This is a genomic window from Paenibacillus sp. Y660 (assembly GCF_057221575.1).
In genome coordinates this window covers 1-14,729 of sequence record NZ_JBXBBJ010000035.1, presented here as the reverse complement: position 1 = coordinate 14,729, position 14,729 = coordinate 1, and the positions used below count along the sequence as shown (strand labels likewise).

Below are 14,729 nucleotides of genomic sequence, written 5' to 3'. Positions count from 1 at the left end.
TAGTAGCCTGTTGTCATTCCATCTCTGTTGTAACAAGAAGATTACATGCAAAGCGCTCAATCCCCGGATACTTCTCCCCTAAACTCGTTATCACAAAACCCATTTTTTTATAAAAGCCAATAGCGTCTTTATCCGTTTCTGCCTTTATTTTCACGACCCTTTTTGCTCGTATAAAATCATTTATTAGCTTGCTGCCGATACCCTTACCTCTAAAATCAGCACGAACCGCGATATGTTTTAATTCAACTGTATTCTTTAAATTAATCAACCGGCATCCTCCTTAGTGTCTGCCACTCTGATTTTCAATTATCATGGCAAACCAAACCGTCCAAAGGTCTTTTTCAATGATCGGAAATGTAAGTTAATTGGCTTTTGAATCGTCCATTCGTTTCATCTATTGAAACTCCGTTTTATTATTAATGATAGCATGAAATTCCAATTATCACCATATAGTTTCAACTGTTCTACGCAAGAGTAATAAAACAAAAAAATAAACCTCCCTACAGAAAAAATTTTCCTTTCTGTAGAGAGATTTCAAACAAACCGAAGCTCTATTAATCTTGATTTTGAATGCTAGTTAGATTAAAAAAATAGCAAACAGAGCTAACAACGATAAAGCAAATAGTCCACCGCCGAATCCATACCCATACCATCCAGATGTTCGGACGCCATCCGATCTCCGCAAGTATACATTGTCGTTATCAACTTTAACGATTACGCCCTCAAAGCATTTCCCATCGCATGTTTGAACGCGAACTCTGCAATTCATATTCCTTCTGCAAAAATGATACATCTCATCCATTAGCCTCACTCCTCAATCTCTAGTCCCTATTAATCTATTACAAGTTAGCGCTTTTTGACTGTGTGTTTGTTACCAAAATTTAGATAAGTATGAAGTCGATCCCATACTTAATAAGCGCAATGGCAGCATGGAACAGCCTATTTTCAACAATTGGTATTGACATCCAAATCATTCGGTTATATAGTTAGTTACATGAGTAGTTAACCAGTTTGGTGGTGATGACAGAATGACCTTTTTGATGGACGACAGCCGTCCGATATTTATTCAGATTGCAGAACGGGTTGAAGACGAGATTATTGAAGGTATACTGCCCGAGGAATCACAGGTGCTTTCAACAAACCAGTTTGCCGCCTTTTATAAGATAAACCCGGCAACTGCGGCTAAAGGTGTGAATATGCTTGTTGACGAAGGAATTTTGTATAAGAAGCGAGGTATTGGCATGTTTGTGGCAGAGGGTGCTCGTGCGAAAGTGATCGAGAAGCGGAAGGAGCAATTTTTCGCAGATTATGTGGTAACGATGGTCCGGGAAGCGAAAAAGCTTGGCATTTCGGCCGAACAGTTAACGGATATGATCCGGAGAGGGGATAATATGCAATGAGTAAAATAGTCGAGCTGAACCGACTGGTGAAGTCTTATGGTGATGTGAAAGCAGTCAATAATGTAAGTTTCTCCGTGGAAAAGGAAAAAATCTACGGACTGCTCGGCAGGAACGGGGCCGGGAAGACGACGATCATGCATATGATTACCGCCCAGCTATTCGCTACAAGCGGGGAGCTTAAGGTATTCGGTGAAACCCCTTACGAGAACAACCGTGTACTCAGCCAGATTTGTTTTATCAAGGAAAGCCAGAAGTACCCTGATGTTTATCGTGTTATCGATGTGCTGAATATATCTGCTTCTTTCTTTCCCAACTGGGATCAAGACTTTGCTCTCTCCCTTGCTGAAGAGTTTCGGCTTCCGTTAAAACGGAGAATGAAAAAGCTTTCCAGAGGTATGCTCTCCTCAGTCGGAATTATTGTCGGTCTTGCGAGCCGTGCGCCGCTCACGATTTTTGATGAGCCCTATCTGGGTCTGGATGCGGTCGCTCGCAGCTTGTTTTATGATCGGCTGATTGAGGATTATTCACTGCATCCGCGAACGGTTATTTTGTCCACGCATCTCATCGATGAAGTAAGCCGCATCCTTGAGCATGTATTGGTGATAGATAATGGGACCTTGATCATTGATGAGGAAGCAGAGGCGCTTCGCGGCCGAGCATTTACCTTGGCGGGACCCAAAGCCGCTGTTGAATCCTTCACGGCAGGCAAGGAAATCATTCATCGCGAGCCTTTCGGCAACCTGGTGACAGCAACCGTAATGGGCCATTGGGATGCCAGTGATCGCAAGCAGGCTGAGGCATTGGGGCTTGAGCTTGCTCCCGTATCCCTCCAGCAATTAATTATTTATCTGACGAATGGCAAAACGCACAGAAAGGCGGTTGAAGTCTAATGAACCGAGTCGCAAGCGTTGTGAAAATGCATAGCAGAGATAAATGGTCGTGGTTCATCGTCCCTTGGCTAGTCATGCTTTCCAGCTTCACGATCAATCTTATTATCAGCTATTTTATTGATGAGCCTCTCAAAACCGGTGGTGTTGCCTCTATCTACATTTATATGTTTATAGCAGGAATTATTACGCTGGCACAAACCTTTCCATTCGCTCTCGGCATGAGTGTAAGTAGAACGGATTACTTCCTAGGAACCTCAACCATGATTATTTTGACAAGTATAGGATCCACCGTTCTGCTGTTTCTTCTCGGTGTCACGGAAGGATGGACGAACGATTGGGGAAGCGACTTGAATTTCTTTCTAGTGCCTTATCTCAGCGACGGTCCTCTCATCAATCAATTAATGGTGCCTCTGGTCCTCTTATTATTCATGCATTATTTGGGAATTTTAATTGCTGCAACTCATAAGCGTACTGGGCTTAATGGCATGTTTATCATTTCAGCCGTTATGCTGTTGATGGGTACCGTTCTAGGATTTCTGGCAAATTATTTGAATTGGTATCCTGCCATCTTTAAATGGATGGGTGAACAAACCGCTGTAGACTACACGCTATGGATGCTTCCGCTCATCGTAATATTCGCGGGGGTGTCTTACCTTCTGCTTCGCAAGGCGACGGTATAGTAGTTGAAACGGTTAAGGTTTGAAACAAAGTGTACGACAGATTTACAGAAAAAAGCAGCGGCTGCTTCGGACTCGAATAAAAGTCCCAGGCTGCCGCTGCTTTTACAGGTGATCCACGAACGGCCAGCTTTCCATTCTGATTCTCAGCTATTCTTCAAATCGCAAAGTAAAGATGAGTGCCCACTCAAGTCCGCTTATCGATTCCTTCGAAAGATCCACTGTACTCATTATATTGCTGCTTGTAGCTTGCATTCCCAATAAATGAACAGGTTCATCAGCATAAAATGTACGCGGTTCATTAGGATAGATTAATCCTATTGTGCTCAACTTCTCATCCCATGGAATGGTAAACGTACCCGTGGTTGATCCGGAGTCCTGCCTTTTACTGACTTTAATCGTGTTAATTGCGTCCTGTCCATTTATGTAAACTTTATCAATTGAAATGATGACTTCCACTTCGCGACTCTCTTTGGCTTCCGTGCTGAAAAACAAATCGCCGACTGAGCCTGCTGAAGCAACTTTCTTGCCTTTTTGCCATATATCGATATCCATAATTGCATTTGGTTTATTTCCTTCATAGCTCAATTTAAAGGCTCCGGACATAAGACCTAAGAAAGGCTGGAACTTTGCCCCTTCGCCCTTGAACAACTCAACAGATGTCTGTGTGATTTCAGCAGGTCCTTTCATTTGTTCTACCTTGGGCGTTTCAGAACCAAATATTGATGTACAGCCTGTTGAAACTAATGCTAACATACTTATGAGCATAACGATTATGAGCACTTTCATTTTGCTAACCATCAATATTTTTCCACCCCTCTCGATTCCATCCGTTTAATGTATCATAGAGGCAATTTCCTTACAATGGTAAAACAGGAATTTCACCGACCATTCGCTACATCATTTTTTGTACCAATGATTTTGTTAAAAAATCTTTTACATGGCTCAAAAATGGGGTTTCAAACACAATTCCGTCAGCATCAATAACCAAATACATGGGAAACTCCTTAATCCCGAGAGCCTTAGCCCACTTCACATTGCGTTCTTGATATTGATCCCAAAATTGGACTTTTCGTATGGCATTTGTTATAGCAGAATTAGAGTTATGAAAGAGGTTTAGCTCCATCGTCTCACTGTCCGGTAAGCCGTTTTTATAAAACAAATGAATCGCATACTTTTCATCCCCTGAAGGTACTAATTCCTTCATAACGTCTTCTTTACTCGGACCACCGCAACCCGAGAGTACAAGCAGAACTGCGATAACTGCAAAAATAAACAAGCTGCTTTTAGAGGATAGGTTCATAAGCTGCCTCCCTTTCAATCACTGTTTAAGCTGCCTCATACCTACTTACTTATCTGCTATATTGACAACGTTATCCTTAACATGATAGATGACATATTTGCTATTCCATATTTTCGCTGTAACGATCGTTTTTTCTTTTCCATTCTCAAAAAAATAACCAGCACCTTCCTGCGTAATATAAGTCCAGCCTTTTGTTTCCATTCGTTCTTTGAGAAGGTCGTCGGGAGAGAGAGCTGAAAGCATCACGCCAAATACTAGCAATCCCATAATACCGAATACGGCAATTTTCCAGCGTTTCCTCAAAATGATTTCTGCACCTTTCGTTTGTCTTACAAGCGCAATAAGTGAATAGCCCAGTTTTATTAGGATCTAGAGAACACATCGTAAGTTGGAATGAACTTCTTCAGCAACGCCACACTCGCGGTATAAATACTAAAACCGACTAACCCGCCTAACGAGTTCAGAATGATATCATCTATATCGAAGCTGCCAAGGTGCAATAGCATTTGTGAAGCTTCTAAAATAACAATAACAATCACTATAAATAAAACGAATCGTTTAAGATTCCTCGTTTTCCTTGAAAAATAAGGCGCGCTAAACCCTAATGGAATAAACAACAAAATATTCCCGAAGAGGTTGTTAAACCAGGTGTTGAAACTGTAATATTCATACCTAGTAATAAACGTCGCAATGGTTTTAAAAGGTATTAAATTGTAGTCGTAGCTACGGTGAATATTATAGCCATTCAACAACATGAACAACCTGTGATCCAAAAACAAGGCTTTTACAACGAATAAAATATAAATGATAAATAATCCAATCATACCGACTCTTGTTACATTTCTTATAAATCTCACGGTGTTTATTACTCCCTTTACTCCACTTTTGTTACCATAAATTGCTTTATAAAATACAGACGTTTCAAACAAGCTTATAGTTGCGCTTCTTATAAGCTTCTGTTTTATTTAGACAAAAGAAAGAGGAGCCGCCGTCTGGCAAGCTCCTGCTTCTTCCTTCTAATGGCATAAACCACTCGTTAAAACGGATGTAACAGCTCAATAAAAAATCCTCCAACTACTGAGCGGTTCTGGAAGCCCACTTGCTTGCCCGTGACCGTATCGTACCAATCGGTAAGGGGAACACGGCTGGTCGATTCATGCAGCGAATCCCAGAGCGGCGCGATCATTTTCACAAAATCTTCCTTCGATGCTGCCATTGTTGCGCACCACACCAGCCAATCCGACTTCGTATACGTGTTTCGGCTGTCCAGCGGAGTGCCGTACCGGTTTTGTTTGGCTATATAATATGGAATTTCTTTTGCCAATATGTCGCTCGGGAACAAGCCAAGCCCGAAGAGACGATCCCATACGAGAAAATGACGGTTATCGTCATCTTCGGAAGGTCCCATTACAAATCCGGCAACAGGGATTTTCATTTTTTGCTCCCTTTCCTAAGAATTAGGTACGAAATTAGTCTATGAAGATCCATGTTTGTCATGAAACGTTTAAAGCCCATCATGAAAATTCGGGGGTAATAGCCAATCGCCTTCCCAGCTTTACAATGACTTCGTACAAATCAAAAAGCACCCTCGATGAGGATGCTTTTCTCAAATATGAACTAGAATCGTATAGGCTGCTAATTAACCTTCCAGCACATCCGCCCTTAATTCGCTCGCAACCTCAATCATCTTAGGGATCACCGCTTCATTGGTGCCAGACACATAAATATCTCCCTGATAATGTCTGAAAGGGATCTTTGAATCGCCGCAGCTCCACATGAAAAAATCACCCTCAATGGACATGCTGGTAGCGCCCGTTACCGTAAACACTGTCGCATAGGTAAAATCGGGCTTGGACGTGAAATATTGTTTGCACTCTTCCAGAGATATGGTTTGCGCTGAACTTTCGGATTGCTGAAGTGCTCTTGTTATACGATAGCGTTGACTCATTGTGATGCCTCCAATAGTTAAGAAATAAATATGATTTTTTTCTGGGTTATTCCAACTTCGACTGAATATTTAACTCACCCTGTACTTGTTCGTCAGCTCAATTACCTATTTACCTTCACCGTTTTAATCAGAAGCCAAAAAGCTAATGATAGCTCTCCAATCACGCCAGGTACAGCTACAATCAGTTGGAATATCGTTTTGTAGTCATTGTAGTTGGCTAGAAGAAAATGTGCAATACTATCAATTAAATATCCTGCAGCTGCTAGGATCAAGAAGATTCCAATCCATTTTGGCAAATAGCCTGCTGACTTGATTATTAAATAACCAACGACCAACAAATGAAATCCAAAAAACACTAATCCAATCAGCCATCCATTGTTAAACGCATTGATCAATAACATCACTTGAGCGTACAACTGCTCAGTAGTAAACACACTCAAGTATTCAGCACCGTTAAGAAGCTGCAAAACATTCAAAAAATGAGATAAGGCAATCCCAAAAATGGCCGTATATGTCAATCTAAACAGCGCCGCGAGCATTGCAACATTTTTATTAACCGGTTTGAGAAGAACATATAGCGACCAAGTGACCAGCACATCAAGAATAAGTACGACGACAAAGCTGATGAACCCGCTCCGAAAGAGCATCTCGTTGGTTATGATGTTTATAGCCGTAGTTGCTGCGTCATCCGGAATAATAAGACCAGTAAGTACAGAAAAATTCGAAAACATAGCGAAAATAGCCATAAGCAGAAGCCCAAGCCCTGTGACTCTAGAATAAAAAAGGGATGAAGATTCGATGTTTCTTTTTTCTTGTAAGGACATTTTCAAACCGCCTCTTCTGCTAAAATTTAAGTAAGTAAAATATTCTATACACAGTGTATTATCAACTATTCACTATGTCAAATATTTTTTACATGTAAACAAAAAAAACCTCCACGCAGTAAAAACACTTTACTGCATGGAGGTTTGCATCTCATATAAGCTCTTATTGCCAAAGTAGTCTCCCCTGAGCTTTGGTTCCCTATTTGCTTAACGAATTCCCTGCTGTTTTATCTAAATATTTCATTCGTTCTTCTTTATCAGTTGTTCTAATTCACTCTTTTGACGCAGGTGATGACGGAAATGCATGCCGACTAGATCGAACCACTCTCGCGCGTTCAACCAGCCAAAGCCATCATGCTTAACTTTATAGTTTGGATTTATTGTATCTACTTTCCCTTCCCATTCTCTCATTTTTAACAGTACTTGATGGAGTCCAAGGCTGAGGTCTTCTTTACTTTCCGAATTGCTTGGGGTGCTTTCCGGCCCTTCCGGCAACTGAATTTTAATCGGCGGGAATCCGCCAAGTTTAAACAATTTCTCGCCAAACTCCGTCTTTCCGAGCATTTGTTCAACATCTGCTGAGGCACAATTTTCCACTTGGTCAAGGTAATCTAGAGCAGCAAGAATCAAGTGATTGTACATTTGGCTGAGTGACCAAACCCCTTTCGAGGTTATTTGCCTTAGCTGCTCCAGCGAGTAACTTTGCAGATTGCTTATGTACGATTCAATCAATTGACGGTCTCTCAATCGACACACTCCTTCATCAGGTGCTGCGGTTTTCTAAATCATTGATTCGGATAAGCCTCATTCAGAAACCGGACAGATTGGGATATTAACGCTTTCAAAACTTCAACATCAATGTCCGCTATTTTATTGATATAGACACATGCTTTACCTGAAGTATGTTTTCCAAAATGTTGCAACAACGCATCTCGCTCTTTATCGCCAGTCGCAAAATACAGGCTTGTCTTTGCCTTTCTAGGCGAGAAGCCAACTAGCGGAGCAACTCCTTCATGACCGGATTCATATCGGTAATGATACGAGCCAAATCCTATAATACTAGGACCCCACATCTTTGCTGGGTAACCTGTTGTTTCCGTAAATATGTCTAACAGCTTATATGCGTCTTCGCGCTTCTTTAGATTTTCGACATTATCAATAAATTCGATTACGCTGTTGTCAGTTTCCTTTGTTTTCTGTTCATACATCGTTATAAATCTCCCTTCAATCATATCGGTAATCAATAAGAGTATACCAAAAGCGGGCCTCAATTATCGTCTCTTTTTTGTGCTTTCTGCCGATATTCTATAGTATATAAAAGGTTTGTATCAGCCTCATCCCCGTGAAAATATAATGGTTCGACGGTTCTCCTTATTTTCAGGGGGGGATGTATATGAGAATAATTTAACAAGATTTTCATATTCGAGCTGTGCTAGAATAAGCGACTAAGGTATAAACTCAATTACCTATTATTCGCAAAAAATTGTCGGTGAACAAAAAAGAGCTTTCCATGCTTGCTCGCGTCATCTATGCCGAGTCTAGAGACAACTGAGAAGAAACATTATTCAGAACAGGAGTACGAACAAATGAGCTTTGAAACCAAAAGCCGACATAAGGCTAGAGTTGAAGTGATTATGGATATTATTAGAGAAATTTCTGAAGAAGAGACCCTTCCGGAAGCGTTCAAACATAAATTAAACGCGATGAGTTATGATGATTTGGGAACCTTCGTTATGGAAATCGTTAAAACAAGGTCTATTGATGAAATTCTTAAATGGAAGGACCAACCAGATCATTCTGATTGAAGCTTTTTTAGCGAGGAAAAGGCAGCCGATTAACGTCGATAAGAATGGGACCGACCCCATGTCGGTAGCTTAACTTTAGACCCTTCGAAAATTCAGGATAAAAAAAGCAATCGAACTGGAATTCGATTGCTGTTTTTCATATATGCTTATTCAATTATACTGCCAGCTAGCTGGATTAGCTGAACATCCAAATCATTAACTATAGACTAGCTCTTTTTTGCTTAGACCAAGCGTCTCTGCTGTTGAAGCATGAATTTCGTTCAGAAGCTCTTGATTTTCCAATAGTGGCACGCCATAAGAAGGAATCATTTCTTTAATTTTTGGTTCCCACTCTTTCATATGTTGCGGGAAGCACTTATTAAATACTTCAAGCATAACGTGAACAGCAGTAGAAGCGCCCGGAGAAGCACCTAGCAATGCTGCAATCGAGCCATCAGCGGAACTAATTACTTCCGTCCCAAATTGAAGTGTACCTTTGCCGCCAGCCTCAGTATCTTTTATAACCTGCACACGTTGGCCCGCTACTACTAAATCCCAATCCTCGCTTTTGGCGCTTGGGATAAACTCTCGCAACTCTTCCATGCGCTTTTCTTTCGATAACATAACTTGCTCAATCAGATATTTTGTCAATGACATGTTTTTTGCGCCTGCCGACAACATCGTTACGAGATTATCCGGTTTTACGGAAGTTACCAAATCAAACATTGAACCGGTTTTTAAAAACTTTGGCGAGAAGCCCGCAAACGGTCCAAATAGCAACGATTTTTTATTGTCGATAAATCTTGTGTCAAGATGCGGAACAGACATTGGCGGAGCTCCAACCTTAGCTTTGCCGTAAACTTTGGCATGATGCTGAGCTGCTACTTCCGGATTATTACACACCATAAATATTCCGCTTACTGGGAATCCGCCAATATGCTTTCCTTCAGGAATTCCGGATTTTTGGAGTAAATGCAGGCTTCCTCCGCCGCCTCCGATAAAGACAAATTTTGCTGTATGGCGTTCGACGTTGCCGCTGTCATTTCGTACTTTCAATTCCCACGAGCCGTCGCTAGTACGTTTAATATGATCAACGCTATGTTTATATTTGATATCGACGTTTTTACTCTTTAAGTGTTCAAACAAAATGCGCGTTAAAGCACCAAAGTTGACATCCGTTCCAGTGTCGATTTTTGTTGCCGCTATAGGTTCATTCGATGGACGATCTTGTATAATAAGCGGAATCCATTCCATCAGTTTTTCAGGGTTATCGGAAAATTCCATCCCTTGAAACAAAGGATTATTTGACATCGCTTCAAAACGTTTCTTTAAAAACGATACATTTTGTTCCCCTTGTACCATACTCATATGAGGCAATGGCATAATAAAGTCCTGCGGATTACGGATAAGCTTCCTGTTTACAAGATAAGACCAAAACTGCATGGAAAGCTGAAACTGTTCATTAATTTGGATAGCTTTGCTAATATCTACAGATCCGTCTGGTTTTTCGACAGTGTAGTTAAGCTCGCAAAGTGCCGCATGCCCTGTTCCTGCGTTATTCCATTCGTTAGAGCTTTCTTCTCCTGCATTTTCCAGCTTCTCAAACACTGTAATTTCCCATTCCGGTACTAATTCTTTCAAAAGTGTTCCTAAAGTCGCACTCATGATTCCGGCACCGATTAAGATGACGTCTGTTTTAGTTTCTCTGTTGCTCATTATTACCATCCTTATACCCTAAAATTTGCAGAAAGGATGCAGGCGCTCCTGCTTAGCGGTCACACCAAGCCAAGGCGCGACCTAATCACACACCTTTTCTGTTTCAATCACAACGTGTATACAATTATATATAGATTAAGATATCTACTATTATCTTATAATTATAAGCTATTTAATAGCTGGTGAAAAGTGAGAAGTCCACCCACCAGTCCTTAGGAACATACAAAAACCAAGGCTATAACCCTGCTGCTTGCAAGGATTAAAGCTTTGGCTTGAGCATCATTTCAATCATATTACGCCAACATAACACAACAGATGTATTAAATTCAATAGTATCCTACTTGTAAATATGTATTTTCATCGAAGCTTTTTAACCAAAAGATACAACGGCAGCTTAGGACTTGAAAATAGTCTGCTGCTGTTTAATATTCTAATAGTCGACCATCATCGTTCCATTGCCCATAGATTTTTTTTATACGTGTATGTTCAATAAATTTTTTCAATCGTGTATGATACAACTGTGCATCGTTCTGTACGGACTGGATATTGTCGATTCTGATTCTAACATATAGCTCAGGCAAAGCTTGTAATCTTCAGTACTGTGATAATCACTTAGCCACTTTCGCCATTCCTGTCGAGTGTTAACTTGCACTATTTTATCTATTTCCATTACACTGTTCACCTTTCCATTCCGGAGTTCAATACCTCCAAGTAGTACAGATTGTACATAATACCCATCAAATTACCAAAAGGATCAGTAATGGAAGCCGTTATGAATCCCTCCCCACGGTGTTGGATTGGTTCGTACTCTTCCTCATACTCAATCTCCTCCTAAAATCATTATTATCGGTTACAATTGAAATTATAAGCATCCAATGCTGACAAAGGTATGTCAGTGTTTCTGATTTTTCATCCATTTTTTCGGGTAATATTTTAACCGCTTTTTCGAGTCTAGTCTTATCTCGTAAAATCATAAATCTTATGTAGTATTGCAAACTTAAGACCCGCAAGAAAGGCCGCTTCATTCGCGAAGTGTCTGTTCATACGGGTCCTTTGTTTAATTTAAAAGACTATTTTTTCGAACGTTTCTTGGAAGATACTTTTGCAGGTTTCCCTCGTTTCACGCTCGAAACCATCACATTTTTCTCCGTATACGTGTAATGCTGCTTATAGACAGGGCAACAATGATGCTGCTTCACTGTTTCAATATTTTGAACGACATTCACAAGCTGCGGATGGTAATAGTCCTCGTATTGCGTAATTGGAGGATCATAGATCGTCTGCGTTGGACAATCGGGACAAAATTCAGCTTCATTCATGCTGCCTACATTGCCCATGTTATAATAATTATTTCGGTTCAAAGTAATTATCCCCTTCCAGTTTTGGAATACACCATATTGTTACACTTGACCCGCAAGGCGATTGCCTCCAATGTTGCTGCGGTATGAAGAGCGAGAGAATTACCCGTGTATCGGTTACACCCATCGATTCCACCAAGGTTCTCCATTAAAAATTTCACAAAATCATTTTGTACATTTGTCCAGATCTCTAAAATCAAATTGTCTAATTAGTTACAGACATCCCATCTAATTAATGTATTTTCTCTGCTACATAATCATCTACAATGATTTTAATAATTTTATAAGACTCTTCTTCCATTTGTATTTCCCTATGAGCCTCTTTTCCAGTTTCTCGTAACCAAATAGATTCTCTTCAATATAATAGATTGTGACGAAGTCTATGACGCTGGATGAATTAGGAATACAACTTTAAGGAGAGAAGCATATGCTAAGAAGCGAAGGAAAAGGTGATCGATACTGGCAAAACTGGGACAACCAAGATGCGGCAAAGAAAATCGACGAGTACTGGATTCAGAGCGAGGATAGCTGGCGAACCCTACTTATTGGTCATATACAAGAGCGCTTAGGGTTTGGAGTTGACATAACGGAGATCGGCTGCGGATCGGGACTGATTGGAGAGAAGCTGCTGCATATGAATGTGGCTGGCAAAAACTCCTATAAGGGCGGCGATATTTCGAAAAAAATGCTTAAGCTCGCAAAGGATAGGCTGCCCGATGTGAATTTTTATAATTGGGATATCTTTAATTTAGATATCGTCTCAGATTCGCAGCCCAATGTCATTTGCATTCAAGTACTGCAGCATCTGCCAAGCTATAACGGTGCCTTATCAGAATTAGTACGCGTTGCCAAAGACAATCTGTACATTGATAGCTGGTTTAGCGAGTCGAATGAGGATGAGATCGACTTCTCCGAGCCTTCCAACCTTATGGACGGACAGCGCTTCTACAATAACGTTTATTCGCTGCAAAAGTTTTTGAGTGAGGTTGAGGCTGTCGCGGTACAAAATGGAAAAGCGATTCAAAACATCAACGTGCACAACTTCTTGCTCCATAATTACGCTATCCATATCCAGTTTGCCAAATGAGAGCGTGCATCAACTATCAAAATCGACTCCTCCGTGAAAGCGGAAGGAGTCTTCATCATGTTAAATAATAAAAGGTTAAACAACGTAATTGACGATATCGCATCCCGCTCACTTTAAAAATCTCCACCGCTTCCCGGAAAAGTCCTAGACAGTCGCTCTTTTATTGAACGATTAATACCGTTCGTTTCATAATTAACTTATCCAAGTACCGTCTGCGTTTGTCACTTGCCATTTACCATTTTTGTATTCAACAATGACTTTTGTTCCAATTGCTCCGTCACCAGCTCTGTACTTAGAGCCTTCAACAACAATTTGTTTATTTGAAATCTCAGTATTTTCGACTCGTAACAAAACACCATCTAAAACTAATGTCTTGGGGTCTTGTAACCCTTCGGCTATTAGTTGCTCATAAGTTGCTTCCATTACTTCAACATTGTATTTATCAAAATGCTTTAGAATTTGTTCTTTATCTGTTGCATCAAGGTTTTTAAAGTTACTCATGTCAATTGCAATATATTTCATTTCACCATTTAGACCTTCATCAATTGGCATATATGCATCTAAAGCCAAGCTATACAGTTCCCCCATATCTTTTGTGGGCTTGGTGTTCGAACATGCAGTAGCTAATATTACACAGAATAAAGCAAAACATAATGTCAATTTTGTTATTTGCATTTTCATCCCCCCTATTCCATCAATTGATCATTCACAATTCGCAGGCAGATTTGGCACCTTGACTACGCAGCCAATGAACCAGATCAGGAGCGGAACTACGTCGTGCTGCGTCCAGTGGGGTCAATCCATCCCAAACAGAAATCCAGTTCAGTTCAGCATCTCGGTCGAGAAGGTACTCTGCAGAATGCCGGTGTCCACCGTGGCAAGCGCACCAGAAGGCAACAGTGATCTTGTCAGGAGGTGAAGTTAATCTTGCTCCCCAAGGGTATCGCTCCGAGAGTGTGGCACCAGCGAAATAGGCCTCAATTGCATCTATCAAACCTAGCGCAGCAGCATGCCAGAGTGCGAACTGAGCCCCACGTTTAACCAACCTATGCGCTGCCCTCCACTGTGCGAACGCTACTGCATCGTCTAGTGGTGTGCCACCGGCGATCACTGCACCTGGCGCTTCGATGTCGGCGCCAGCATCAAGAAGCGCGTCAAGCACTTCAATGTCATCGCAGCTCGAAGCCCAATGAAGCGGTGTCTCGGTGTGCGACCCAGTGAACCGAGCGTTAATCTCCGCACCGTACTCGACTAAAGTACCCACTGTAGCCGCACCGTTAGGAAAGTGACCAGGCCAGTCGGTCACCACATGCAACAGTGTTCGAGACATTCCACAACTTTTGTCTTCGTTGTTATTGTCTCTACCGATAATTCTTGCTGTAGCCAAGCCCGGATTCTCTTTAAGAAGTCGCTTCAAAGATGGAATATCACCAGTGTGGATCGCTTTAACAACGGATACTGTCAGTGTTTCATCTTCGTAAATAAAGTTCATATCCAGAACTCCTCTCTCACATATGATTGTTTCATGCCTGTCCTCTCGCATACTTAGTTCATTACCACCCTGATTTATGTCATTAGTACAAGCACAATCACTCATTGGTTCATAAGATATCCTATATTGTTTCCGCTAATCTAATATGACCGTCAGTTGACGGTTAAGATTGTCCAGATATTGACCGATATAATGACCATGTAAGTTAATCTAGGAAAGGAAAAGACGCCTCCATAAGTCGTGTTACTGC

At 41.1% G+C, this 14,729-nt stretch carries 19 protein-coding genes and 2 pseudogenes; 5 read left to right on the top strand and 16 right to left on the bottom strand.

Annotated features, from left to right (window positions below; all coding sequences use genetic code 11):
- Positions 1-13: 13 nt before the first annotated feature.
- On the bottom strand, positions 14-268 hold the full coding sequence (locus AC2TDN_RS24110; protein WP_484690447.1) for a GNAT family N-acetyltransferase: 255 nt from the start codon (positions 266-268) through the stop codon (positions 14-16).
- A 760-nt stretch (positions 269-1,028) separates the two neighbouring features.
- On the opposite strand from AC2TDN_RS24110, the gene AC2TDN_RS24105 reads away from it, so the two are divergent.
- From AC2TDN_RS24105 to AC2TDN_RS24095, 3 genes are read left to right on the top strand one after another with little or no spacing between them, the layout of a single operon-like run.
- Complete coding sequence (locus AC2TDN_RS24105; protein ID WP_482069500.1) at positions 1,029-1,400, top strand: GntR family transcriptional regulator; 372 nt, start codon at positions 1,029-1,031, stop codon at positions 1,398-1,400.
- Positions 1,397-2,290 carry an ABC transporter ATP-binding protein gene (locus AC2TDN_RS24100; protein ID WP_482069499.1) on the top strand — a complete coding sequence of 298 codons (894 nt, stop codon included), beginning with the start codon at positions 1,397-1,399 and terminating at the stop codon, positions 2,288-2,290. The genes AC2TDN_RS24105 and AC2TDN_RS24100 overlap by 4 nt, the downstream gene beginning before the upstream one ends.
- Positions 2,290-2,970 (top strand): hypothetical protein, encoded by a 681-nt coding sequence (locus AC2TDN_RS24095; RefSeq protein ID WP_482069498.1) that lies wholly within the window; start codon positions 2,290-2,292, stop codon positions 2,968-2,970. Before AC2TDN_RS24100 ends, AC2TDN_RS24095 begins: the two co-directional genes overlap by 1 nt.
- A gap of 147 nt (positions 2,971-3,117) precedes the next feature.
- Here AC2TDN_RS24095 and AC2TDN_RS24090 read toward each other — a convergent pair whose 3' ends face one another.
- The 9 genes from AC2TDN_RS24090 to AC2TDN_RS24050 all read right to left on the bottom strand — a co-directional run bounded on the left by AC2TDN_RS24090 (position 3,118) and on the right by AC2TDN_RS24050 (position 8,250).
- Positions 3,118-3,771 carry a hypothetical protein gene (locus AC2TDN_RS24090; RefSeq protein WP_482069497.1) on the bottom strand — a complete coding sequence of 218 codons (654 nt, stop codon included), beginning with the start codon at positions 3,769-3,771 and terminating at the stop codon, positions 3,118-3,120.
- Between the two features lie 91 nt (positions 3,772-3,862).
- Entirely contained in the window at positions 3,863-4,270 is a 408-nt protein-coding gene (locus AC2TDN_RS24085; RefSeq protein ID WP_482069496.1) for a hypothetical protein, read from the bottom strand.
- Positions 4,271-4,315: 45 nt separating this feature from the next.
- The gene (locus AC2TDN_RS24080; RefSeq protein ID WP_484690446.1) at positions 4,316-4,573 is read right to left on the bottom strand and encodes a hypothetical protein; all 258 of its coding nucleotides are present in this window, start codon (positions 4,571-4,573) and stop codon (positions 4,316-4,318) included.
- Positions 4,574-4,632: 59 nt separating this feature from the next.
- Positions 4,633-5,094, bottom strand: a complete 462-nt coding sequence (locus tag AC2TDN_RS24075; protein ID WP_484690453.1) for a VanZ family protein — start codon at positions 5,092-5,094, stop codon at positions 4,633-4,635.
- Between the two features lie 212 nt (positions 5,095-5,306).
- Positions 5,307-5,705 (bottom strand): DUF1793 domain-containing protein, encoded by a 399-nt coding sequence (locus tag AC2TDN_RS24070; protein ID WP_482069493.1) that lies wholly within the window; start codon positions 5,703-5,705, stop codon positions 5,307-5,309.
- A 204-nt stretch (positions 5,706-5,909) separates the two neighbouring features.
- Entirely contained in the window at positions 5,910-6,218 is a 309-nt protein-coding gene (locus tag AC2TDN_RS24065) for a hypothetical protein (RefSeq protein ID WP_482069492.1), read from the bottom strand.
- Between the two features lie 101 nt (positions 6,219-6,319).
- Positions 6,320-7,042 (bottom strand): DUF4386 domain-containing protein, encoded by a 723-nt coding sequence (locus tag AC2TDN_RS24060; RefSeq protein ID WP_484690445.1) that lies wholly within the window; start codon positions 7,040-7,042, stop codon positions 6,320-6,322.
- 240 nt (positions 7,043-7,282) lie between these two features.
- Positions 7,283-7,789: a DinB family protein gene (locus AC2TDN_RS24055; RefSeq protein WP_484690444.1), complete on the bottom strand. Its 507-nt coding sequence runs from the start codon at positions 7,787-7,789 to the stop codon at positions 7,283-7,285.
- A gap of 38 nt (positions 7,790-7,827) precedes the next feature.
- Entirely contained in the window at positions 7,828-8,250 is a 423-nt protein-coding gene (locus AC2TDN_RS24050; protein ID WP_484690443.1) for a DUF1801 domain-containing protein, read from the bottom strand.
- A gap of 378 nt (positions 8,251-8,628) precedes the next feature.
- Here AC2TDN_RS24050 and AC2TDN_RS24045 point away from each other — a divergent pair, with 378 nt between their 5' ends.
- Positions 8,629-8,847, top strand: coding sequence for a hypothetical protein (locus AC2TDN_RS24045; protein ID WP_482069488.1), 219 nt, complete (start codon positions 8,629-8,631; stop codon positions 8,845-8,847).
- A gap of 195 nt (positions 8,848-9,042) precedes the next feature.
- Here the strand turns inward: AC2TDN_RS24045 and AC2TDN_RS24040 are convergent, their stop codons facing one another.
- From AC2TDN_RS24040 to AC2TDN_RS24025, 4 genes and pseudogenes are all read right to left on the bottom strand, one after another.
- Positions 9,043-10,542 (bottom strand): malate:quinone oxidoreductase, encoded by a 1,500-nt coding sequence (locus AC2TDN_RS24040; protein ID WP_484690442.1) that lies wholly within the window; start codon positions 10,540-10,542, stop codon positions 9,043-9,045.
- 422 nt (positions 10,543-10,964) lie between these two features.
- A pseudogene (locus tag AC2TDN_RS24035) lies at positions 10,965-11,120 on the bottom strand (YdeI/OmpD-associated family protein); the annotation flags it as partial.
- 100 nt (positions 11,121-11,220) lie between these two features.
- Positions 11,221-11,355 (bottom strand): annotated as a pseudogene (locus AC2TDN_RS24030) (VOC family protein); the annotation flags it as partial.
- A 257-nt stretch (positions 11,356-11,612) separates the two neighbouring features.
- Positions 11,613-11,903, bottom strand: a complete 291-nt coding sequence (locus tag AC2TDN_RS24025) for a hypothetical protein (RefSeq protein WP_482069486.1) — start codon at positions 11,901-11,903, stop codon at positions 11,613-11,615.
- Positions 11,904-12,327: 424 nt separating this feature from the next.
- Between AC2TDN_RS24025 and AC2TDN_RS24020 the strand changes: the two genes are divergently transcribed.
- Complete coding sequence (locus AC2TDN_RS24020) at positions 12,328-12,987, top strand: class I SAM-dependent methyltransferase (RefSeq protein ID WP_482069485.1); 660 nt, start codon at positions 12,328-12,330, stop codon at positions 12,985-12,987.
- Positions 12,988-13,179: 192 nt separating this feature from the next.
- Here AC2TDN_RS24020 and AC2TDN_RS24015 read toward each other — a convergent pair whose 3' ends face one another.
- Positions 13,180-13,662, bottom strand: coding sequence for a peptide ABC transporter substrate-binding protein (locus tag AC2TDN_RS24015; protein WP_484690441.1), 483 nt, complete (start codon positions 13,660-13,662; stop codon positions 13,180-13,182).
- 31 nt (positions 13,663-13,693) lie between these two features.
- The gene (locus AC2TDN_RS24010) at positions 13,694-14,479 is read right to left on the bottom strand and encodes an ankyrin repeat domain-containing protein (protein ID WP_484690440.1); all 786 of its coding nucleotides are present in this window, start codon (positions 14,477-14,479) and stop codon (positions 13,694-13,696) included.
- Positions 14,480-14,729 lie beyond the last annotated feature (250 nt).